Source organism: Fictibacillus fluitans (assembly GCF_030418125.1).
GTDB lineage: Bacteria > Bacillota > Bacilli > Bacillales > Fictibacillaceae > Fictibacillus_C > Fictibacillus_C fluitans.
The window spans coordinates 316693-339429 of sequence record NZ_JAUHTR010000003.1 but is presented as its reverse complement, the minus strand read 5'-3'; the positions used below and the strand labels follow the sequence as shown (position 1 = coordinate 339429).

Genomic DNA, 22737 nt, shown 5'->3' with positions numbered 1-22737 from the left:
CCAACCTTCTTTTTTATATATTAAAAAAGAACGATATGGAGGTGATATGGTGGCTGTTGTGCAAGCCAGCAATGCAGACATTAACCTTCTCGCCCGTCTGCTCAGAGCGGAAGGTGAAGGTGAAGGAGTCCGCGGGATGCAGCTGATCGGCAACGTTGGGATCAACCGGATCAGGGCCAATTGTTCCGACTTTAAAGGCCTCAGAACCATTCCTCAAATGATTTACCAGCCACACGCTTTCGAAGCCATCACGCATGGCTATTTTTATCAGGCTGCCCGATCAAATGAAAAACGGCTCGCCAAGCGTGCAATTAACGGAGAACGGTTTTGGCCTGCCAAATATAGTCTATGGTATTTCAGGCCGCAGGGTAATTGCCCATCGACCTGGTACGACCAGCCGTTTGTTGCACGATATAAGCTTCATTGTTTTTATCAGCCTACTGCTGAAGAATGTGACAATGTTTATAGCACATTTTAACCGGATGGGCATGATATAAGACTGCTGATTTCACGCTAAATTCAGCCTTATATCATGACTGTCCATTTTTTCCAGTTTAAAAGGAACGTACGTTCGGTTATCATAGGTAGAAAGGAGGATGAATGAAGTGATACGGGACCGTGGTAACATAAAATGGAAAACAAGCTTGATGCTGCCCGAGACAGTGACACATCTTAAGAACTATTTTCTGGAGGAATATTACAAAGAAGAAGAGTTGGAGATGGATGAACAGCACCTGCAGGAGATGGATCAGCTGATGCTTGAAGCCATGGAATTTTCCTATGCGTTACGGTTTGACGTCTATCAAAACGGCCATATGGTTAATGTAAAAGGAAAAATCCATTATATGGATGAAAAACAGCGCATCCTGAGAGTTATGGATGAAGACGACCAGCTACATATTTTGCGTATTCCAGCCATTAAAGACATTTCAAAAGCGGAGGAGTAAATAATGAAAGAGGGGGCAAACCGCCTTGGTTTGCCCCCCCTTTTTTAATGGATATTTTTAATGGCCTGCTTGACACTGCCATGTACCTTAATCGATGTAAAATCAATGCCTGCGTGAACAATCCGGCCGGCCAGTTCGGGACGTATTCCTGTAACCATGATATCAATGCCAAGAAGCCGAAAAACGCTGTGTATATTAAAAATATACATCGCTACTTCTGTGTTAATGTTCACGATTCCGGAAAAATCAATGATCAGGTGCTCAATGCGCAGCTGCTGAATCCTTGGAACGACCTGAGTGAGTAAATGATCTGTCCGGTCCGCATCCACCTTTCCAATCAAGGGAAGAATGGCAATTTTGTCTTGAATGGGGACAACCGGATTGGATAATTCTTTGATTTCATTTTGTGCATCTGTAATGAGATGATCTTTGAACCGTTCAAATGCCAGAACCGTTTCATTAATGCTGAGATCGAGTATGTGGTTCACACGCTTGATAACCTTTACAATATCCTGAGTGCCCAGCTGATATTCCAACCCCAGATTTGTCATATAATCAGCAAAAACGATCCGGGTATCTGGATATCTCATCAAAATTTGCGAGATTTCCAGCCCGCTTTTGGCAGCTGTCTCTCCGTTCTTTTTACTCCACTCCATTAACACCTCAGGAACAGAGCCTTCTTCACAATCCAGAGAATCTGCCAGAAACACAATAAATTCATTATACATTTTTTTTGCCTGTATAATTTCATCTTCCGGAATATGAAATTCAAACCGCTCTGTGATTTCGTTCACCACTTCTGAAGCAAGGGACGCTGAATGATTGGTAAGATAGTTTGCCAAGGTAATAATAGAGTCCATGGTTACTCTCCTATTAAGATAGTAATGTTTAATCGATAGGTGTTTTAATAGTTAAGCATCTAAACAACCTAAGCTAATTATAGCTTATTTCAACATAATAGGAAGAAAATTGTTATCACTCCGCCATGAAAACTTTTGCTGTGCTAGGATATAAGAAAAGAAGGTGAATCTATGAGTGAAAAAGAAGAATCTTTCCTTTTACAGCCAATAGAATCCCTCCATGTGGAATGTATGCTTCAGCTCGAGGTAAACAATCGTGAGTTTTTTCAAACGTTCACCCCTTTAAGGCATTCCGATTTCTACACACTGGAAGGCCAGCGGGAAAGGTTGAATATGATCAAGCGGATGCGCGAGCTCAGGCAGCAATATACGTTTGGGATTTTTGCTAAGGACACCGGCGATTTAATCGGGGATGCCTCCCTGTTTAAAATAGAAAGGGAACCTGTGCACAGCTGTATGCTTGGATACTGCCTGGACCAGGATTACAACGGAAGAGGATACATGAGCATCATCGTTAAAAGAATGGTTTCCTTTGCCTTTGGTGAACTCAAACTGCATCGTATTGAAGCGGGAGCCATGCCTCATAATAAGGGCTCCATCCGTGTCCTGGAAAAAGCCGGGTTCCATAAAGAAGGCATCGCCGTAAAATCCGTCAGGATCAACGGGAAGTGGGAAGACCACCAGATGATGGCTATCATCAATAATGACGTTTGAAAGACCGCTCGTTACAACGAGCGGTCTTTTTATTCATTAAATGATGTTTTTCTTCTCCAGAAACTCCTTTGCTACCCGGGCCGGTGACATGCCTTTCACATTCACCTTATAGTTCATCTCCCTCATTTCATCGTCTGTAATTTGCCCAGCCAGCTTGTTCAGTGCGGTTTTAATCTCAGGGTACCTTTCAGCTGTTTCCTTCCGCATGAGCGGAGCTCCCTGGTACGGCGGAAACAAGTGCTTGTCATCCTTTAGGACTTTCAGGCGGTATTGCTCGAGCTCGCTATCGGTGGAATAAGCATCCACAATATTAATGTCGCCCTTCTTGACGGCATTGTACCGAAGCTTCGGCTCCATCGTCTTCACATTTCCCAGTGTAAGGTCATATTTTTTCTTGATGCCCCGGTAACCGTCTTCCCTGTCGGCAAATTCCAGTGTAAACCCGGCGTTCATCTTCTGGCTGACCTTCCTTACATCGGAAATTGTACTCAGACCATATTGTTTTGCCGTTTGCTCCGGAACCGCCAGAGCATAGGTGTTATTATATTTCATGGGACGGAGCAGCTGCATGTCAAATTTTTCAGCCATTCCTTTCTGTGCCTGATCGTATACTTTCCCGCTATCTGTACTTGATGCGGTTTCTTTTAAAAATTCCGTGATAGCTGTACCCGTAAACTCAGGGTATACATCAATGCTGCCGGATTTCAGCGCGTTAAAGACGAAGGAAGTTTTTCCAAGACCCGGTTTAAGCTCAACCTTCAAATCGGTTTCATCTTCGATTAATAGCTTGTACATATTAATGAGTATTTCCGGTTCTGAGCCAAGCTTTCCAGCAATGACAATTTCCTTCTGTTCTCCCCGCATCGCAAAAGGAACTACTGCAACCAGAAGGATCACCAGACCCAAGATGCCAAAGGTCATCATGGACCGTTTAAATGAAAGAAGTTCAAATCTTCTAAGAAGCACATCAAACAGGATCGCCAGCAAAGCCGCGGGAATGGCACCCAGTACGATGAGGGTTGAGTTGTTCCGGTCGATGCCAAGCAAGATTATATCCCCAAGTCCGCCGGCACCGATCAGCGCAGCAAGCGTTGCTGTACCAATGATCAAAACCATAGCCGTCCGGATTCCTGCCATAATTACTGGCATCGCCAGGGGAAGCTCCACTTTTATGAGCCGCTTTCCGCTGTCCATACCCATCGCTTTTGCGGCTTCAATTAAGGATGGATCTACTTCCTTGATACCGGTGTATGTATTTCTGAGAATGGGAAGCAAGGCGTACACGACCAATGCGATGATGGCCGGAATTTTCCCGATTCCAAACAAAGGAATTAATAATCCTAAGAGTGCTAATGAAGGAATCGTCTGCAAAACCGCTGTGACGCCAATGATGGGTTCAGCTGCTTTTGGTTTTTTCGTTAAATAGATTCCAAGTGGTATGGAGATCAGGACCGCAAACAAAAGGGCAATAAAAGATATCTGGATGTGTTCAAGAAGAGCGCTTGCCAGTTCCCCTTTCCTTTCCTGAAACAGGTTAAAAAAATTATTCATGGCCGCTGCCCCTTTCCTCCAAATGATCTGAAAGGTATTGAATCACGGCTTGTCTGCTGAGGGTGCCGATCAACTCCCCTTCTTCCTCAACACACAGTTCTTCTTCATCCTTTAAAAGAACCAGAGCATCCTTTAACGAAGCTGATGCAGAAATTGTTTTCACCCCGTTCAAAAAACTGTCATCCGCCGGAAGCGGAACCGCCAAACAGGAAAGCTCCCCTTTCGCTTCATAGGTTTTTTCGTTACTGCCAACAAAATCCCGGACAAAAGGATCAGCAGGATGCTGCAGCAGATCTTCGGGGGTTCCAACTTGAACAATTTCTCCGCCATTCATGATACAAATGCGGTCACCCAGCTTTAACGCTTCTTTCATATCATGCGTAACAAATACAATGGTTTTCTTGATATTGCGCTGTAAGTCGTATAAATCATCCTGCAGCTTTTCCCGGCTGATAGGATCGAGAGCACTGAACGGCTCGTCCATGAGAATGATTTCCGGATCAGCGGCCAGCGCCCGGATCACGCCGATGCGCTGCTGCTGTCCGCCCGAAAGTTCTTTTGGCTTCCTTCCGCGGTAAGTACCGGGATCCAAACCAACCATATCCAGCAGTTCATCCACCCGCTTGTTTATTTTTTCTTTGCTCCATCCCCTGAGTTCTGGAACAACCGAAATATTTTCCTGAATGGACATATGGGGAAATAGAGCAATTTGCTGAAGAACATACCCTATATTCCAGCGCAGTTCGTGAATATCGTAATCACTGATCCTCTTTCCATTAATGAAAAGTGTCCCTTCTGACAATTGAATCAGACGGTTGATCATTTTGAGCATGGTCGTTTTACCGCACCCGCTCGGGCCGATAATGACAAAGAACTCTCCTGCCTGGATCTCCAGATTGAGAGATTTCACTGCAACGGTTCCATCCTTGTACTTTTTCGAGACATTATCAAATCTAATCATTCACATACTCCTTATTTTATGTTTACTAATTGCTTTTCTGGTATGTAACCATATCCTTTGTATTTTCACGCAACTGGATAAATTAAAACATCAGCAGCCTTCCTATAAAAAAACAGGGCCATACCTGCACAGTTTCCATAACTTGCGCAAGTAAAGCCCTTCTACAAAACGATACAGATTCCTCCTTTTACAACATGAACTCAGATTCCCAATGATTCTTTTAAAAAGGCGGTTAAATAATCGGTATTGGTTATTTTTTTATTGCACTCACTGCTGTCGGCGCAGATCAGATTGCCAATCGCTTTGTAGTAATCCGGATTTTTTGAATTCTTCGCTTTGGTTACAGTGGAAAAATAAGCGACCTCTCCAGCACATTTGCAAAATGAACAATAGCTCTTCTTGCCCGCTGGTTCAAATTTGCATTCAATGCCTACCAATTGTCCCTCCAGTTTATATACAATAAATTTTTTGTTGGATCTGAGATCATTCCAGCTCAGGTATGTTAGCTTACTGTGGTCCATCAATGATAAATCGGGCAGCTTTAACTTTTTATTTTTCGGAAACATTTTTTTCAATTGCTGCCCGGTTATGTTTGGAAAAGGCAGCAAAAAATCAGAAAGATGCTGAATATACTGGTCGAACTCATCATCGGTTTTCAATCTTGAAAGGTTCAGCATTTCTAGTTGAGTGGATGATGCATTTGGGAAAAGCCCGAGTATTTTAGCGTTGGCCATGTCAATGGCAGCTCTCAAAACAGCTGGAGCCACATGTTTCTGAGCCGTGTCCTTTATCAGTGCAATCTGCTTTTTTATAAAATTCAACTGTTCGTTTTTAATAAACTTCTCCGTCATCAATCGTCTCTCCCATCATTATCGGCGCCTTTTACATTCAGTATAAAAAATCCGGCAAGCTTTCAAAATGGAAAAAATGAATTAGAACCGTTTTTGGCATAAAAAGGGCACCGGTGAAAAGAATGCACCAGTGCCTTGAACTTACGTTTTTCGTGAATAGACAATCTTCTTAATGGTTTCAGTGGAAAGATGATATTCCCTGGCCAGCTGTTCGATGCTGCTCCCGTTATGAAAAGCAGCTTTCATTCCTGCATTGCGTTCGTCAAGCAGCCGCCTGCCGCCGCTCGTAACTCCCCATTGCCGGTACTCATTTTCCTGCTTTGGAATGTAAAGGGTCTCCCCCTGGACATACTTTTGGATTTCGATAATGAGTTTCTCAGGTAAAACTTTACTAGCATTACTATATTTCATTTTTGCCAGCCCCTTATTTTAATTTCCAACAAAATAAGGCGCAAAGCCAACATACTAGAAAAGCTGTATTATTGCGATCAATTAAAGGTTTCGCCCCATGCAAAGGATCGCCTTTCTAATAACAGGCTTTGCATGAGTGAAAGAAGTCCCGGACAATCGTATGTGATTCTCCAACCGGATGCACCCCCTTTAACCATTATCATACCAAAATTCGCAACCTGTTGAATATTTTTGTTGAATGTCTAAAATGTCCCACATTCCATGATAGCTGTGTACAAGCTGGTATAGTAAAGACATCCCAACAACCCCTTTTCATATTTAGACGTAATGCCCGGCTGTCCCGCCGGGTATTTTTTTATTTCTTATGTATCCGCTTACATCATAAACTGTATTAGTTTTTTTCTCTTTTTTACTCACACAGATTTCTATTCCAATTATTTTCCGCTGGGAAAGAAGTGTGTTTTTGTGGTACAATGCATACAATCAAAATATTCAAACAATGGAACAGAATTCAACAGTAAGGGATTACAGTTAAGGAAGGTGAAGTCATGACTACAACTTTAGAATCCGCAAAAGCTGAAAATAATAGCTCTCCCCTGCGCCGGGATGTCAAATACCTTGGGCAGCTGCTGGGTAATGTCCTGGTACAGCAAGGCGGACAGGATTTATTGGACAAAGTAGAAAAAATCAGAGAAATGACCAAGTCACTTCGCAACAATGACCAATTATCCTATCAAGAGCTGAAAAATGAAATTGCTGGGCTGCAATTGCCGCAAAGACAGCAGGTCATTCGTGCTTTTGCCATTTATTTTCACCTGGTTAACATCGCAGAACAAAATCACCGTATCCGTCGCCGAAGAGAATACCAGCTTCTTGACGGAAACCAGCCGGGTTCCCTTGAATCAACCGTAAGCTCGTTTAAAGAAAGTGGAGTCGAAGCCGATCTTATAAAAAATGTAATTGATAAGCTTTCGATGGAATTGATCATTACCGCGCACCCAACGGAATCCACCCGAAGAAGTGTACTTGAAATTCATAAGAGAATCGCCCTTTTGCTGCATCAGCTTGATCAGACGGTTCTTACCACCAAGGAGCGCCAGGACGTTCAGGACAAACTGTTCAATGAGATTACCATCCTGTGGCAGACCGACGAGCTTCGCGACCGCAAGCCGACGGTTATGGATGAAGTGGCAAATGGTCTTTATTATTTTGATGAGACACTCTTTGAGGTGCTGCCGCAAATTCATGAGGAACTCGAAGAAACCCTTCAGACGCATTATCCTTCTGAAGAGTGGCACGTTCCGAACATACTCCGTTTTGGTTCGTGGATCGGCGGGGACCGTGATGGAAACCCGAATGTCACTCCTTCCCTTACATGGGAAACGCTGACCAAGCACCGGAAACTGGCGTTGCGGAAATATCACCAGGCGCTGACCAGCCTGATGAAACAGATGAGTCAATCAACAAAGCACGTTCAGATTTCAGAAGAATTGATCGCTGCCAACAAAAAGGATGCTGCATTCCTTCAAGAGGATGAAAAATGGAAAGTCGAACATGAAGCCTATCGTGTTAAAATCGCCATCATGCTGAAAAAATTAAAGCTTGTCAGCAAAGATGCGCAAGGCTACGAGCATGCCAATGAATTTCTGGAAGATTTGCTGCAAATCAAGCAAAGCTTTGAGCAGCATTCCCCTGCTGGCAGCCGTTTGAAAGATCTAGACCAGCTGATCCGACAGGTAGAGCTCTTCGGGTTCCATTTGGCGACACTTGATATCCGAAATCACAGCGGCGAGCATGAGGCAGCTATTACAGAAATCTTCCGTTCGGTCAGCCTGGCAGAAGATTACGCCGCCCTGGAGGAAGAAGAAAAAGTAGCATTATTGACCGGGGTACTCGAAGATCCCCGTCCACTTCTGCTTCCTTTTTCTGAGGATTATTCCAAAGAGACCCGCCAGATCATTGATGTATTTACAATGATCAAGGAAGCTCATCAGGAGTTTGGGGATCGTGCAATAGAAGTCTACCTTGTCAGTATGACGGAATCGGTGAGCGATTTGCTTGAAGTGCTTGTTCTCGCCAAGGAAGCAGGGTTATACCGGCTTCATGCGGACGGCCGCATCGAAAGCAAACTGAATGTCGCGCCGCTGCTTGAAACGATTGATGATTTGATTGCCGGTCCTGCGATCATGGAAAAGCTGTTTTCCATGGATTTCTATCGCAAACAGCTTGAGAAGCATAACAATGTGCAGGAAATCATGCTGGGATATTCCGATGGAAGCAAAGACGGCGGCACATTGACGGCCAACTGGAAATTATATAAAGCTCAGCAGGAAATCCATGAAGTCGCTGAAAAATATAATGTAAGACTTAAATTTTTCCACGGTCGCGGCGGCTCACTCGGACGAGGCGGCGGACCGCTGTATCGAAGCATCCTTTCCCAGCCTGCCGAGACCCTCGGTGACGGCTTTAAGATTACCGAGCAGGGTGAGGTTTTATCTTCACGTTATTCACTGTATGACATATCTTATCGAAGCCTGGAACAGGCCACGTCTACCCTTCTTTCAGCCGCGGCTCATGTTTCATCAGAAGCGGAACAAAACAATATCCGGACGAAAGAATGGGAAAAGATGATGGACGAGATGTCGGCGGCGGCTCTTAAAAAATATCAGGAGCTTGTCTTTAATGATCCTGATTTCTTAACTTATTTCAAACAGGCGACGCCTCTGCCGGAACTTGGTTCCCTGAACATTGGTTCACGTCCAATGAGCCGGAAAGGGAGCGAGCGGTTTGAGGACCTGCGGGCAATCCCTTGGGTATTCGCATGGACGCAGAGCCGCCAGCTTCTTCCCGCCTGGTATGCGGCCGGCACCGGACTTCAGCGTTTTACAGAAACAGAAGAACAGCTTCGCCTGCTTCAGCAAATGTATCAGGAATGGCCGTTCTTCCGTTCCACTATTGATAATCTTCAAATGGCGTTGATGAAGGCTGACCTGACTGCCGCACGTGAATATACAGCGATGGTGGAAGACCAGGAGATGGCCCAGCGCATTTTTGCAGAAATTGAAAATGAGTATAACCTGACAAAAGATGCGATTTTACTTATTACCCGCCAGGAACAGCTCATGGACCATATTCCTAACATTAAAGAATCCATCCGTCTTCGAAATCCGTATGTGGATCCGCTCAGCTTTCTTCAGGTTGAACTGATTTCAAAACTGCGGGAAAATGAACAAATCGATGAAGAGCTCCTCAGAGAAGCATTACTTACGATCAATGGCATTGCCGCGGGGCTCCGAAATACAGGCTGATCAAGCAAAACAAGCCATTCGCTCATAAGCGAATGGCTTGTTTTTTTAGTTGTGGCCTTATTTTTCATCAACCGGGATTTGAATCAACGAGTTTGTTCCGGTCGCTTTTGGCATCTTTCCATCCCATTTTTCAATCCACTTGTTTTGAATGACTTCTTTAGAGATCGATTTTTTGATGATGGCGTTATAGTCTGCAATCCCTTTGGCTTCAATTTGCTTCTTTTCAGCCTCTGCTTTTGCGATTTTCAGCTCGATTTGTTTTCGTTCCAATTCCTGAGCTGCTTCGACTCTTTTATCGATAGCTGCCTGAGTTGATTTATCAGGCTTTGGCACCCCAAGCGTCAAGTTATTAACGTTAAAGCCAAGCTGACGAACATCATCTGCAAAAATTTTCTGCACGTTGCCTGCTGCCTCTGATGATTTCTCACCGTATGTATCAATGACCGAATATTTTGCGATGGCTTTCCGTCCCGCATCCCATAATCGTGTACGCAAATATGACCCTTCAATTTCTTCGATTTCCACCGGGCCAAACTTATTGAACACCTGTACCACTTTATCAGGCTGAATGCTGTAATTGTAAGCAAAATCAATTGTCACACTCTTACCGTCGGATGTAGCCACTTGAATATTGCTGTAATTAACGGTCTGCATCCGTACAGGATAAATCGTGACTTTATCAAATAAGCCGACCAAGTGCCACCCCTGACCTAACGTATCTTCCTGAACACCGCCGTTTGGACTGTACACGACCCCTACATAGCCATTGGGTACCTTCTCGATGAACAACGAAGTAACACCCACTGCGAGGATTAAAGCTACCGCAATAATGATGCCTCCAAGTACTTTACGGTTATTCCCCTTCTTGCTTTTCTTCTCCATTTTCTTCCCCCTGTACATTCTCTCTGAACTTATGGGCAGTATTCCCCACTTTTTTAAATGAAGGAGACAGAATGAGCCATACGCCAAAACAGATCACCAGGACAACAATGATCGAACCAATCAGTACCTTCATATTTCTCCCTCCCCTATACTACTATTACAACAGTTTCCAATTATGCCATATCTGCCAGTTAATTACCATACATATGTGCGAATTCACATAGAAAAAAGAGCCCTGTTGGCTCTTTTTTAATGTCATTTTCTTGTTGGATCCTCATCCTCCGCAAACTCTGTTACAAACCGGAGTTTAGGTGTGGTGCCCGGATGAGAGTGCATTTCTTCCTTCTTGATTGGTATGTGTTTTGCTAAGAATTTATGAACATAGACTTCTCCCGCGGTGATAATGACCGCTGATATCGCACTCCCCCACGCAATCTGCAAATAGCTGTGCAGGAGAATGGATCCAAACAACCAGACAATGCTATACGTCAGCAAAAATTCTGCCATCAGTGTGTTGCCTTTCCCCAGCCGCGGCAAAAGAATTCGGTCAGCAAGGATGTACGTAGCTACCGTGGTTGTGACACTGAAAGAAATAATATCGGTTAGTGTTGCGTTGAAAAACATATCCAACCCAACTGAAAATGCGATGAGGCAAACAATAAATTTAAGTAAAATCACTTTTGCTTGTTCCAAATTAAAAAACCTCCTTTTTCTGTTCCTAGTTTGCAACAAAAAAAGAAGGTTCATTCTTTAATTTTGTGTTGTAGTCAAGCTTAATGCTGAATCAGGCTGAACCCAATATGCGTTAAGGCATCTTCCAGGCTTCCCTTAATCGTTATATCTGCGAGTTCTTCCGCACTGTCCACACTGCGCCTTGCCATATCAGGCCTGAAGCCGGTAATAATCGGATATACTCCGAGCAGTGACAGCGTTTTTGTAATCGTTAATAAATAATTGGTCACATACTCATTGATTTGAGTGATAGCAGAGAGATCAATCACAAGGCTTTCCAGAGAAAGTGTTTGTGTTTTCTCCAGAGTCAGATGAATGATGGCTTCTGCCCTGCTTTCCGTGATTTCCCCTATTATCGGAAGGATGGCGACCCCCTTGGTGATCGAAATGATGGGAGCCGACAAATGATTGATTTCTTTATTCGCCCGGCTTAATCCCAGAACGTAGGTCATGAGAGAAGCCATCGTGGTGAAAAGTTCAATATGCTCCTCTGTAAATGAAAAGGATTCCTGGTCTAGTCCGCAGATCGTCCCATAGTTCTCTCCATTTTCATAGTAAATGGGAATGCCGATAAAGCTTCCATTTCCAAGGTTCCTTGTTACGCTTAAATTTTTAGTAAGCGGGTCTTCGGAAATATCTGCAATAACAAGGGCATTTCTTCCGTTTTCCACGCTAAGATTGCAATACGTTTCTCTGAAGGGAAGCTGATCTCCTTCATTCAAAAGTACATAGTCGCGATTATGGACCTTAACCATTTCATTGGTAAATGTATCATTTCTCGCTATAAATAAGGTATTAATGGATATAAATTTACTCATTAAACTCAGAATACTGTCGGCAGCTTCTTCGAAATCAGAAAAAGGCGTCACTAACGATCTTTTATTCAAATTTCCCGGACTCCTTTCTTTTACTAGCACGAATCTTTACCATCATACCATTAATGAAACAGTTGCAAAGAAAATAACTTCAATTCATAAATGAGCTGATCCTTTTGCTCTTTCCTGAAAAGGAAATATTATGTAATAAATGTATCGCAGAATGAAATATTCCCCTTTGATCAGGCTAATAAAAAACGATTGAAAGGCAGGTGCTGTATCATGAAGCTGGGTTGTCATATAAGTATCAGGAACGGGTATTATGGTGCTGCGAAACATGCCGCTTCGATCGGGGCAAACGCTTTTCAATTTTTCCCTAAAAATCCGAGAAGTCTTTCGGTCAAAGAATTTAACCGGGATGATGCCGAGCAATGCAAAAACTTTTGCCTTCAACACGATATACTTTCGATCGCCCATACCCCATACCCGACAAGCCTTACACCTCATGATGATAAAAAGGAACTTATCCTCCGTTCACTAGCCAATGACCTTGAAATTTCACAGGCCTGTGGTGCAGCCGGAGTTGTCGTTCATTTTGGTAATCGCACGATCGGAAATGATCCTCTTGCGGCGTATCAAACCATGATCTCCATGCTGAACGAAGTCCTTGCCGGCTGGGAAGGCAACTGCAAGGTCCTGCTTGAAAACAACGCAGGGCGGCCTGGCTCTATGGGTACTACGCTTGAGGAACTCGTTCAGGTGCGCAGCCTGACCCATTATCCCGACAAAATAGGCTTTTGCCTGGACACGTGCCATGCCTACGCCAGCGGTCTTTGGAACGGGGACAACTGGGAAGAGATTGTGGATCATGGCGAGCAGCTCGGATACATTCAACACCTGACAGCCATTCACCTTAATAACTCGAAATATCCTTACGCGGAAGGCAAAGACCGCCATGCCAATATTCTAAAGAATGGTTATATCTCTCGTGAACAGTTTCAAACCTTCTTTCGTTCTCCCCTTATTCAAAAAACCCCTCTCCTCCTTGAAACACCAACTGAGGAAGGAATCAGCCATGCTGAGGAAATTGATCAAATAAAAAAACTCACCCAAACATAAAACTCCTTTCCTCTGGCATGAGGATAAGGAGTTTTATGATTTACACATAATCAGAATCTTCATCGGTTTGTTCCTGGTCCATTAAAAACCGTTCATAATCCTTGTGCATTTTATTAGGTATGATATGGGTGTTGCTTCCATCTATGTCGGTGGCAATAAACCCTTCAATATCTTCTACATACCCGACATTCTCTTCTGATTCCACAAACATTTCGTTGTAATTGAGCATTCCGTTCTCAGAGAAATCCGATGGTGTTTCACTTGTTCCATAAACGGCTACATCCTGCCAGGAATCTTCGGCATCATAGAATGTCGCATCCTTTTCATCATTATCAAACTTTCCATAAGGAGGCATGAGCACTTCCTCTTCAATCGGACGCCGGTTAGAGCCCGTCTGCTCCAGGCTGTGTTCTTTGCAGTAGGCTGTTGCAGGCAGGGCTTCGAGACGTTCCGCAGCTATGGGCTGGCCACACGTCTTACAATAGCCGTATTCCCCGCTGTCGATCCGGTTCAGCGCTTCATTTATGGATTTCAGCTGTGTTTCATTCAGATCATTTAGCGCAATATCCTTTTGCCGCTCAAACAATTCGGTACCCGTATCCCCCGGATGATTGTCATAGTTGGAAAGCTCGCTGACCGATTCTTTAATCAGCTCAAATTCTGATCCATAATGCCCGTTATCCTTTAGCCTGCTGTCCAGGCTCTCCTTCATTTCAAGCAATACTTCTTTAAAATGATTCATTCTCTGTTGTGACCACATGTTGTATTGAACCTCCGATTGTAAACTTCTCCACAACTGTATTATGCAACGCAAGCCCGGACAACATACTGGAAATAAATAAGAGCTGCCTACTGGAGGCAGCCCTTGTCCATTAAATATTCTGTTTTGTCGTCTTCGCTATAATTAGCGTTGTCCACCAAATCCAGAAAGTTGAGATTGAGCTTGAGCAACTAGACGTTTAGTGATTTCTCCACCAACAGATCCGTTAGCACGAGCAGTTTGGTCAGCACCAAGTTGTACACCAAATTCAGAAGCGATTTCGTACTTCATTTGGTCGATAGCTTGTTGAGCACCTTGAACCAATAGTTCGTTGTTGTTTCCACCTTGTTGAGCCATGTGTTTTCACCTCCTCAATTGGTATACTTAAATTCTCTCTCTAATGAGAAAAACAATACCTTGAAATTTTTGTAAATTAATAAAAAGCATTGACATGAAACCATTTGGTTGTATATAATCAATGCGAAACCAAACGGTTACATATTTTATTAAAAGGAGAAGATCTATGTCTGAATCAACTGAACGCGCAAAAGATATACAGTATGAAGAAGTGATTGAAGCTCCCATTGAAAAAGTATGGAATTTGGCAGCCACAGCCGAAGGCATCTCCAGCTGGTTTATGCCCAATGATTTTGAGCCGCATGTCGGCCATGAATTTCATATTCAGTCGCCATTCGGTCCTTCACCATGCAAGGTTCTTCTGGTTGAACCACCAAACAAACTTTCTTTTGCATGGGATCAATTTGGCTGGATTGTTACATTTGAACTTAAAGAAGAAGAAGGAAAAACTCACTTTACCCTTACCCATTCCGGCTGGGGACATCCTGATGCTGTACTGCCTAAGGCCCAGCAAAAAGTTTCTGCGGTCCGAGACAATATGAGCGGCGGCTGGGCAAAAATCATGCAAACCTTGAAAGACACTGCAGAAAAGAAATGAGCACTTCACCAAAGAGGCATGATGTCTTTCAGGCCATCGCTGACCCCACGCGGCGGGAAATTTTGAAACTGCTGGCCGGACGGGAACTTGCGGTTACGGAAGTTGCAGAAAAGTTTCCCATCAGCCGTACAGCCGTATCGAAGCATCTGCTCATTTTGGATGAAGCCGGTCTGGTCGAAAGCAGGAAAACCGGAAGAGAAAAACGGTTTACCCTGAAGCCCGAACCGCTCTCAGAGCTGGAACAATGGCTCTCCTACTTTGAGCAGTTCTGGCAAAATAAAATGTCGATGCTGAAGCACCTTGCTGAAAAAAAGGAAAATTAAAACCCGCGGGCGATTTCATTGCGCGTTTAGCGCAAAAATCAGCCCAGCGGGTTTTTACCATACATTTTTGAAGTTACCTACAATTTTATGAGCCGGAACAGCTGTAATGAACGCTGTTTCATCCACTTCCTTCACAATATCCACAAGATCAGACCATTGGATATTTACAATGACACAAAACACAACCTGTTTGCTCGTATGTGAATACGCTCCTTCACCATCCCAAAACGTAACTCCGCGGTTAAACGCTTCGTTCAGCGCAGACGACACTTCACTTCCCTTATCGGTGACAATCATTACAGAGCTTCTTTCTGCAACCGTAAGGATCGTATCATACGTTTTGGCACCAACATACATGGAAAGAATGGTGAACATTGCTGACTGTACGTTGAAGATTACCGCCGATATTGTAATGATTATAAAGTTCATAATGAGGCCGAACCTTGCAATGGACAGGTTTTTGTATTTGGCAATCACCCTTCCCAATACGTCCAGACCACCATTTGAACCTCCTGCCCGAAGCATGATCGCACCTCCGGCGAAGGAAACCACGCCTCCGAAAATGGCTGCAAGGATAATGTTCTGTGTCCACATCATTTTAATTGGAACCAGATGCAGGAACAAAGAGTCAAAACCTACCGCAAGCAGCGTATACACAATAAATTTCCTGCCAAGATGGATATAAGCCAGAACAAGCAATGGAATATTATAGAGTAAATATTGAGTTCCCACTGACCAGCCGGTTACATTGTATATGATCATACAAATACCCATGAGGCCCCCTGAAAGCAAGTGGGCGGGCAAAAGCAGCGTATTCGACCCTACTGCAACGAGCATGCTTCCAAAAATGATACATGCCACTTCAAATCCTATCCTGACCATTTTATTACCTAACAACATGCGCAACCCTTCTTTTTCAACGATTATGTATAGGAATAAACCATACTATATGGAACTTTACCATGTATAAAAAGAAATAACTATTGTTTTAATATTATCTTTAAAGCTCAAGCTTAAACCAAAAGAAAAGCCGCCTCTTCCATTGTAATGAAAGAGAGCGGCAGCTTTTTATCAGGAGATTTGGCTCGACACTTTTGTTTTCATCAATTGTTTGGCGGTGCTCAGGGCCTCTTCCATCCGTTCAAAGAACCGGTGGTGCCCGATCTCGCGGGTGAGTCCTGTACGCTCCAGTAATAGCTTGGGCTCAGGCTGAAGTCCCACAATCAACAGCTCCCCATTATGCCTGTTCACCTTCTTTACAATATTTAACAACGCTGCCTCTGCGCTGGTATCAATATAGGGGACATCCTGCAGCTTAAGAATGACAACCTTTTCTTTTTGTTTCATACCGACCGATTCTTCAAGAACATCGGTTGATCCGAAAAAGAGAGGGCCCTTCAGGGTAATGACCTCAATGCCTTCCTTCTCATGCTCTGCCAAATGAGTGAGCGCTGTTTTTCCCTTCTTGATGTGCAGGGAACGGCTCATCCTCGTAATAAAAATCACAAAAGCAAGAAGCAATCCGGCAATAACCGCAGTAGCCAAATCGGTGAATACTGTCAGCAAAAAGGTCGTCAGCAATATAACAGAATCCATAGTCTTTGTTTTCAGCACATGCATGAACTGCCTTTTTTCACTCATATTCCAGGCAACAACCATTAAGATCGGTGCCATACTGGCTAGCGGAATGAGAGAAGCATAGGGTGCAAACAAGAGCAGCACAAGCAGAACAACAACTCCATGGAAAACGCCTGACACCTTTGATACGGCTCCGTTTTTAATATTGGTGGCGGTTCTTGCAATAGCACCGGTTGCCGGAATTCCTCCAAAGAGCGGCGCAACGATATTTGCGATACCTTGTCCCACCAGTTCTTTGTTGCTGTCATGTTTGTAGCCTTGTTTCATGCCGTCTGCCACCATCGCTGACAATAGCGATTCAATCCCGCCAAGAAGGGCGATGGCGATGGCAGGAGGAAGAAGATAGATAATCTTTTCAAGCGATAAATCGAAGAATTGAAATTCCGGAAGCTTGTTCGGTATATCTCCAAAAGCGGTACCAATCGTTGGAATCTGTCCCTGGAACAATAAAAATCCTACTAAGGTAGATCCAAGCAGACCGATAAGAGCCGGCGGAATTTTACTCGTTTTTTTTGGCACAGCGATCAATAATGCAAGGCAGACAAGAGCTACCAGCACACTTTTTCCATTCAGTGTTGAAATCTTATCCCAGATTGCCACCATGTTGAGATGAAATTCTTCATGCTTTTCCACATCTTTCAGACCAAGGAAATTAGAAATTTGCCCCGAGAAAATAATGACAGCAATCCCTGCCGTAAAACCAATGATAACGGGCCTGGGTATGTATTTGATGAGTGACCCCCATTTTAAAAGCCCCATGATCACGAGCATGATTCCTGCCATAAAACCGGCAATCAGCAGGTTTTGAAACCCATATTGCATTACAATCCCCAGCAATATCGGAACAAACGCCCCGGTAGGTCCCCCGATCTGATAGCGCGATCCGCCGAGCAGTGAAATCAAAATGCCCGCGATGATAACGGTATACAATCCATTTTCCGGACGAACGCCTGATGCGATGGCAAATGCCATTCCAAGGGGGATCGCGACAATCCCTACAATAAAGCCGGCCACCAGGTCCTTTCTCAAATCAGCCAGTGTATATCCCTTAAAACGGTTAACTAGACTCATTCAATCTCTCCCTCTCTGTTATCTCTCTATTGTCTTTAAGGCTGAAGCGTTTTTACAGCATCATGCATTTCAACAGCCGCCAATCCTCCTGTATGCGGGTCGATAACAAGTCCGTGCACTTTAATTCCTTCAGGAAGCAGCGGATGATTTTTAATCAGTGCCACACTGTGGGCTACGCTATCTTCCACACGGTCAAAGCCTGTCAGCCACTTTTCAAGGTCTATACCTGCACTTTTTAAAAATTCCAGCTGGTCTTGATCAATGCCTTTCTCCTTTACCTTATCAAGAAAAGAATCGTGACGGAGCCCGGACATGCCGCAATCCTTATGGCCAATCACACATACTTCTTCTGCTCCCAATTCATAAATGGCAACAAGGATGCTTCGCATAACACTGCCGAACGGGTGCGAAATAAGCGCTCCGGCATTTTTTATGATTTTGGCGTCTCCATTGCAAAAACCCATCGCTTTAGGCAGCAGTTCTGTAAGCCTCGTATCCATACACGTTAAAATGACCATCTTTTTGTTCGGAAATTTGGTTGTTTCAAAATCTCTGTACACTTCATCTTTCACAAAGGTTTGATTGTGTTCCATGATCTCAGAAATAATTGACATGTTTCTCTCTCCCTTTTTATGTGATGCGCTAATTATACAGTGTAACGTAGTACTGTACGTTTACAGTTTAATTAAGGGAAATTTGGTTGAAAGCGCTATCTTTGAGAAAAAATACATAATTTATGACAATAGAGAGAGATACTTCTAATCAATCATGACCATGGTTGTGCCTGATTTTTGCTCCTTCGTACCCTTATTGATCCGTATGCGCAAATTAAGGTCATTTGAAGGACATACTGTAGGAATAAAGGAGCATAACAACCGGAATCGCCAGGAAACAAGGCAGTTTTTAGAACCCCTGTCCTAGTGATTCACTCCATATATTGACTTAATCTTTGTGTATTCCATAAGAACGTTACAAAAAACGGAAAATGAACGAACGATATAGGGTAGACTATGCGTGTGTTTTAGGAGGAGTCTGATATGTCAAAAATGATCAACAAAAAACCAACTAATTATCTTCAGGAAATCAGTGCGCTGATCTTAGAACAAAAAGAAGCGTTATCCAATTCCATCCTTGACGATGAGCGGTTTAACTATAAGCATTTAGGAAATAACAAAGACCGTCTTCAGGTTTTACGGCTGCAGTTGATTCAGTTGTATGGGGAAACCATCCCGCTTTCTTTAAACATTACAGCTGAAAAACTGAAAGAATGGGGCAATGATTACGCGGATATTTTTGTATCGTTGAACATTCCTCTTGATCATGCGATCGAAGAGGTTCATTTTTACCGCAACAAAATTGGGGTAATCATTAAAGAAGCAGCAAAAAACGAAGATTTGGATCTCGATACGTTTTATGAAATGATTTCAGGATATGACCTGGTAGTGGATACTGCTGTTCAAATAGTAAGTACATCCTACATGGATAAGTATATTTCCCACTTGAGGACCGCTGAGGAAGAGATTGACGAATTGTCTGTTCCGGTGGTTCTTCTGGGAGATGGAATAGGCATACTGCCGATGATTGGGGATATTGATACAAAACGGGCACAGATCCTCATGGACAATGCCTTAACAAGTTCGACAAACCTTGAATTAAGCCACCTTATCCTTGATTTATCGGGAGTTCCCATTATTGATACGATGGTTGCGCAAAAGATTTATCAGGTCATTCAGGCACTGGAGCTTATTGGTGTTGAAACCAAAATCAGCGGTTTACGGCCGGAGCTTGCTCTTACGATGACATCCCTCGGGGTTGAATTTAACGGCATAAAGACTTTCTCAAGCCTGCATCTCGCTCTAAAGCATCTTGGTTTCAAACGAATCATAAACTAAACGTTAAAGAAAAAAGAAGTGTCCTGTAAAGGGCACTTCTTTTTTTTGGTCTTAAATTAATTTGCTCGCATTAATGGCTTCCCTGTATCCTGATCTTGTAAAGTGATAACGATCATCCAGGTACCCCTCACGCTGAAGGGAACTAAGTGTTTCTTCTGGTATGGTAGCTGCCAGTTCATCGAGCTTTCCATTAATTTCTCCCAATGAAGATTCGCTGACAAATTCAGGAGTCAGAAGGCGCACAATGCCTTCAATACGAGAATCCCGCTTTTGGAAAAACTGGGGTGTACGATTGATCGCCTGGGAAATCCGGTTTGTGAACTGAATCAAATCCTGCTTCAGGTTAGTAGCTTGTTTTTCTTTTTCCTGAAGCTGTTCCTGATAGAACTTTCTTTCCTCTTCATTCAGGTTAGCCCTCGAGTACAACTGCTGATAGATCTGAGTCTTGTCCATCTCGATTTGTTTCAATTCTTCCTCTTTCAGCATCTGTGTTTTCATGTCTTCTTCGCTTGGCTCATAATACGTCCAGTCAGTTTCCGTATCTTCCCCATCCATACGGTCAATGGATGGCTCTTCTTTTATTGCAACGTTGTCTGGTTCATCTGCTTCGGCAACTGTTACAGGATCAGCTGCTGACTGAGCCGCTGTTCCTTCAAAGGATTCATCGATTTCCGCTTCCCGGTTCTCAGGCTGGTGCAGGACTTCTTCTCGTTCTTCTGCCTGTTCAGCCTGAACATCCACCGACTGCTTATCATCGACCGGAAGCTCTTCTGCCTCATCTTCTTTCAGCTGGTTCTCTCCTTCTTCAAGAAAAACAGCTTCTACAGCAGGTTCTTCTTTGGTTACGATGCCTTCAGGCAGGGCTGCCACTGCCGGTTCTTCCATTCGTTTTGTATCGGGAGTACGTTCTTCAAGCTTCCGGACCAGGTCGTTGAATTTTTTATAATATAAAACGGAAATGGTCAATGCAAAAAGTGAAGCAAACAAAGAAATAAAGTCCGAAAAACGGAAAACGAATGGCGAGGTCGCAATCTTATAAAATAGTAAAAGTGCAAAAGCCCCGATTACAATGACCTTCAACCAGCTTTCCCGGTTCTGGATTTGCTCACTCTTTTTGGAAGCTTCACCGCTTCCCCCAAGAAAAGATGATAACTTTTTGTTCATAGCGTATTCCTTTCTAAAAGTGTGTCGTTTGTCAGAAACAGTAATATGCACATCTTGAGGTGTGCTCCTACATAAATATCGATTGCTTCCCTTTCTTTCTAGGGGTTTACCCTGCTGGCTGCAATCAGCCGAGTCTCACTCCTTTCCCTTCCCGCCTGGTCTCATGCCTACTGCATATAAAAATAAAATACAGGTTTCTTTTACCCTCTATTCTACCCTTAAATAGCATTTCTGCAAAAAAACAAAGATGTATGTCATAAATTGGGTGTGTAAAAACTAACGATAAAGGTAAAAGTGTACTAGGGTTTAATCAGCCCAATACATAACGAAAGGCACAGTTTTTTCGTTTTTCCAAAAATCCAGACAGATATCCGGGACATTTTTCCTGTAGGAGTGTGTTAAATGGCAAGGTTCAGATTACTTGATAAATACCTAAGACGGTACACCCAGCTTTCAGAGAGAGAATTATCACACCAGCTCCAGACGAACATGTGGTTTACCCCTGTTCTGTATATCATTTTTTCGTTTGTATTGATCGCCCTTTCCTATACATCAGATTACAAATTTCAAATGGGCGAAAGAATGTGGGATATTTTCTCGGTAGATTATGATCTTACACAAGCACTGATCAGCACACTGACTGCAGCAATCCTGACATTGACTACATTCACCTTCAACTTAATTCTTGTCGTATTTACAACCTTTTCCGGCCAATTTTCACCGAGGATATTAAAAAACTTTATAGCAAGCAAAGCAACACAGCGGATCCTGGGAATATTCACTGGCAGCTTCTTCTACATGCTGTTTTCCTTTTTGGTTCTGAACAAACGTTTTGCTGATTATTTTTTCACCGTACCACTCGTGGCTGTTCTTCTTGCTTCCCTGTCCATGGGAACGTTTATCTTTTTCATTAACCATGCAGTAGCGTGGCTGCAGGTAAACAAAATGACAAACGAAATGAAAAAAGAGTCCATGTCCATCGTGAAAGGTTCGCTTCAAAATGAGGTTGATCCATATAAGGTAAAAGATACCGCCCCCCTTAAGGAGTATGTGGAACGGCTGACAAAACGTGAAGGAAAACAGCTCAGAGCCAACAAAGCAGGCTATATCCAACTGATCGACTTTATTGAAATCATGGAAGAAGCAAAGAAAGACGACATCATTATCAAACTCGAATATACAGTTGGGGATTATGTATTTAACTCCACGCCGATTCTTTCATACTGGTCGGAAGAGGAGACTGAGATTGACGAACCCAAATATTTGGCACTTTTCAGCTTTGGAAAACGGCAAACGGAAGTACAAGATGTGGAGTTCAGCATTAATAAACTGGTTGAGGTTGCCATTCGCTCCGTAGGAAATTATGATCCAAAGACCGCCTCAAATGCGATTAATCAACTAGGAGAGCTATTATCGTACATTTCCCATGTAGGTAATCTTAACCCATACCTTGTCGACAGGGACGGACACTTGCGGGTCATCCTTCAAGAAAAGGATTTCAGCTATTATTTATATAACGGTCTTGGATACATCCGCCATTATTCCCAGGACAATGTGATTGTCGGGATTGAGATCTTGAATGTACTTCATTTAATTGCGAAATCGGCAAATCCAAGAGATTATGACGCAATATGGGAATTTGCTGTATATACCACAAAAGGGTTTGAAAAAGACTTTCTTTTTGGGCTCGATAGTGAAAAATTCAACAACCTGCTTTATGCAATCGCCAAATCGACAGGTCATGAATGTGACTTTCAACATATGGAGGCGTAACAAATAAGCC

At 43.3% G+C, this 22737-nt stretch carries 23 protein-coding genes and 2 pseudogenes; 9 read left to right on the top strand and 16 right to left on the bottom strand.

The features are described 5' to 3' along the window. Nucleotides 1-46: 46 nt before the first annotated feature. Nucleotides 47-478, top strand: coding sequence for a cell wall hydrolase (locus QYB97_RS08940; protein WP_301165639.1), 432 nt, complete (start codon nt 47-49; stop codon nt 476-478). Between the two features lie 118 nt (nt 479-596). Then, a complete protein-coding gene (locus tag QYB97_RS08935) occupies nt 597-947 on the top strand; it encodes a YolD-like family protein (RefSeq protein WP_301165638.1) in 351 nt (116 codons plus the stop codon). Between the two features lie 44 nt (nt 948-991). Here QYB97_RS08935 and QYB97_RS08930 read toward each other — a convergent pair whose 3' ends face one another. Further along, on the bottom strand, nt 992-1807 hold the full coding sequence (locus tag QYB97_RS08930; protein ID WP_301165637.1) for an STAS domain-containing protein: 816 nt from the start codon (nt 1805-1807) through the stop codon (nt 992-994). A 171-nt stretch (nt 1808-1978) separates the two neighbouring features. Between QYB97_RS08930 and QYB97_RS08925 the strand changes: the two genes are divergently transcribed. After that, the gene (locus QYB97_RS08925) at nt 1979-2521 is read left to right on the top strand and encodes a GNAT family N-acetyltransferase (protein ID WP_301165636.1); all 543 of its coding nucleotides are present in this window, start codon (nt 1979-1981) and stop codon (nt 2519-2521) included. A gap of 36 nt (nt 2522-2557) precedes the next feature. On the opposite strand, the pseudogene QYB97_RS25270 reads toward QYB97_RS08925, so the two are convergent. The 5 genes and pseudogenes from QYB97_RS25270 to QYB97_RS08905 form a co-directional block, all read right to left on the bottom strand. Next, nucleotides 2558-3370, bottom strand: a pseudogene (locus QYB97_RS25270) (glycine betaine ABC transporter substrate-binding protein); the annotation flags it as partial. A gap of 74 nt (nt 3371-3444) precedes the next feature. Beyond that, nucleotides 3445-4072 (bottom strand): annotated as a pseudogene (locus QYB97_RS25265) (ABC transporter permease); the annotation flags it as partial. Further along, nucleotides 4065-5033, bottom strand: coding sequence for an ABC transporter ATP-binding protein (locus tag QYB97_RS08915; protein ID WP_301165634.1), 969 nt, complete (start codon nt 5031-5033; stop codon nt 4065-4067). The pseudogene QYB97_RS25265 and the gene QYB97_RS08915, both read right to left, overlap by 8 nt. Nucleotides 5034-5233: 200 nt before the next feature. Next, nucleotides 5234-5884 (bottom strand): FusB/FusC family EF-G-binding protein, encoded by a 651-nt coding sequence (locus QYB97_RS08910; protein WP_301165633.1) that lies wholly within the window; start codon nt 5882-5884, stop codon nt 5234-5236. Between the two features lie 141 nt (nt 5885-6025). Further along, nucleotides 6026-6295, bottom strand: coding sequence for a CD3324 family protein (locus tag QYB97_RS08905; protein WP_301165632.1), 270 nt, complete (start codon nt 6293-6295; stop codon nt 6026-6028). A 548-nt stretch (nt 6296-6843) separates the two neighbouring features. Between QYB97_RS08905 and ppc the strand changes: the two genes are divergently transcribed. Further along, nucleotides 6844-9603 (top strand): phosphoenolpyruvate carboxylase, encoded by a 2760-nt coding sequence (ppc, locus tag QYB97_RS08900; RefSeq protein ID WP_301165631.1) that lies wholly within the window; start codon nt 6844-6846, stop codon nt 9601-9603. Nucleotides 9604-9660: 57 nt separating this feature from the next. Here the strand turns inward: ppc and QYB97_RS08895 are convergent, their stop codons facing one another. The 4 genes from QYB97_RS08895 to QYB97_RS08880 all read right to left on the bottom strand — a co-directional run bounded on the left by QYB97_RS08895 (nt 9661) and on the right by QYB97_RS08880 (nt 12104). Then, nucleotides 9661-10485: a prohibitin family protein gene (locus QYB97_RS08895; RefSeq protein ID WP_301165630.1), complete on the bottom strand. Its 825-nt coding sequence runs from the start codon at nt 10483-10485 to the stop codon at nt 9661-9663. Continuing rightward, complete coding sequence (locus tag QYB97_RS08890) at nt 10457-10618, bottom strand: hypothetical protein (protein WP_301165629.1); 162 nt, start codon at nt 10616-10618, stop codon at nt 10457-10459. Before QYB97_RS08890 ends, QYB97_RS08895 begins: the two co-directional genes overlap by 29 nt. A gap of 122 nt (nt 10619-10740) precedes the next feature. Further along, nucleotides 10741-11178, bottom strand: coding sequence for a YndM family protein (locus QYB97_RS08885; protein WP_301165628.1), 438 nt, complete (start codon nt 11176-11178; stop codon nt 10741-10743). An 80-nt stretch (nt 11179-11258) separates the two neighbouring features. Continuing rightward, nucleotides 11259-12104 carry a GAF domain-containing protein gene (locus QYB97_RS08880; protein ID WP_301165627.1) on the bottom strand — a complete coding sequence of 282 codons (846 nt, stop codon included), beginning with the start codon at nt 12102-12104 and terminating at the stop codon, nt 11259-11261. A 210-nt stretch (nt 12105-12314) separates the two neighbouring features. Here QYB97_RS08880 and QYB97_RS08875 point away from each other — a divergent pair, with 210 nt between their 5' ends. After that, complete coding sequence (locus QYB97_RS08875) at nt 12315-13151, top strand: deoxyribonuclease IV (RefSeq protein ID WP_301165626.1); 837 nt, start codon at nt 12315-12317, stop codon at nt 13149-13151. Nucleotides 13152-13191: 40 nt separating this feature from the next. On the opposite strand, the gene QYB97_RS08870 is transcribed toward QYB97_RS08875, so the two are convergent. Continuing rightward, entirely contained in the window at nt 13192-13911 is a 720-nt protein-coding gene (locus QYB97_RS08870) for a TraR/DksA C4-type zinc finger protein (protein ID WP_301165625.1), read from the bottom strand. A gap of 144 nt (nt 13912-14055) precedes the next feature. After that, nucleotides 14056-14268, bottom strand: a complete 213-nt coding sequence (locus QYB97_RS08865; protein ID WP_061967841.1) for an alpha/beta-type small acid-soluble spore protein — start codon at nt 14266-14268, stop codon at nt 14056-14058. A 166-nt stretch (nt 14269-14434) separates the two neighbouring features. Between QYB97_RS08865 and QYB97_RS08860 the strand changes: the two genes are divergently transcribed. Both QYB97_RS08860 and QYB97_RS08855 read left to right on the top strand, forming a co-directional pair. Continuing rightward, complete coding sequence (locus QYB97_RS08860; RefSeq protein ID WP_301165624.1) at nt 14435-14866, top strand: SRPBCC family protein; 432 nt, start codon at nt 14435-14437, stop codon at nt 14864-14866. Continuing rightward, nucleotides 14863-15189, top strand: coding sequence for an ArsR/SmtB family transcription factor (locus tag QYB97_RS08855; RefSeq protein WP_301165623.1), 327 nt, complete (start codon nt 14863-14865; stop codon nt 15187-15189). The genes QYB97_RS08860 and QYB97_RS08855 overlap by 4 nt, the downstream gene beginning before the upstream one ends. A gap of 54 nt (nt 15190-15243) precedes the next feature. Here QYB97_RS08855 and QYB97_RS08850 read toward each other — a convergent pair whose 3' ends face one another. From QYB97_RS08850 to QYB97_RS08840, 3 genes are all read right to left on the bottom strand, one after another. Next, a complete protein-coding gene (locus tag QYB97_RS08850) occupies nt 15244-16089 on the bottom strand; it encodes a YitT family protein (RefSeq protein WP_301165622.1) in 846 nt (281 codons plus the stop codon). 171 nt (nt 16090-16260) lie between these two features. Next, nucleotides 16261-17898 carry a SulP family inorganic anion transporter gene (locus QYB97_RS08845; protein ID WP_301165621.1) on the bottom strand — a complete coding sequence of 546 codons (1638 nt, stop codon included), beginning with the start codon at nt 17896-17898 and terminating at the stop codon, nt 16261-16263. A 35-nt stretch (nt 17899-17933) separates the two neighbouring features. Next, a complete protein-coding gene (locus QYB97_RS08840) occupies nt 17934-18512 on the bottom strand; it encodes a beta-class carbonic anhydrase (protein WP_301165620.1) in 579 nt (192 codons plus the stop codon). Between the two features lie 423 nt (nt 18513-18935). Between QYB97_RS08840 and QYB97_RS08835 the strand changes: the two genes are divergently transcribed. After that, the gene (locus tag QYB97_RS08835) at nt 18936-19790 is read left to right on the top strand and encodes an STAS domain-containing protein (RefSeq protein ID WP_301165619.1); all 855 of its coding nucleotides are present in this window, start codon (nt 18936-18938) and stop codon (nt 19788-19790) included. 51 nt (nt 19791-19841) lie between these two features. On the opposite strand, the gene QYB97_RS08830 is transcribed toward QYB97_RS08835, so the two are convergent. Further along, nucleotides 19842-20954, bottom strand: a complete 1113-nt coding sequence (locus QYB97_RS08830; RefSeq protein WP_301165618.1) for a hypothetical protein — start codon at nt 20952-20954, stop codon at nt 19842-19844. A gap of 402 nt (nt 20955-21356) precedes the next feature. Between QYB97_RS08830 and QYB97_RS08825 the strand changes: the two genes are divergently transcribed. Continuing rightward, on the top strand, nt 21357-22727 hold the full coding sequence (locus QYB97_RS08825; protein ID WP_301165617.1) for a DUF2254 domain-containing protein: 1371 nt from the start codon (nt 21357-21359) through the stop codon (nt 22725-22727). Nucleotides 22728-22737 lie beyond the last annotated feature (10 nt).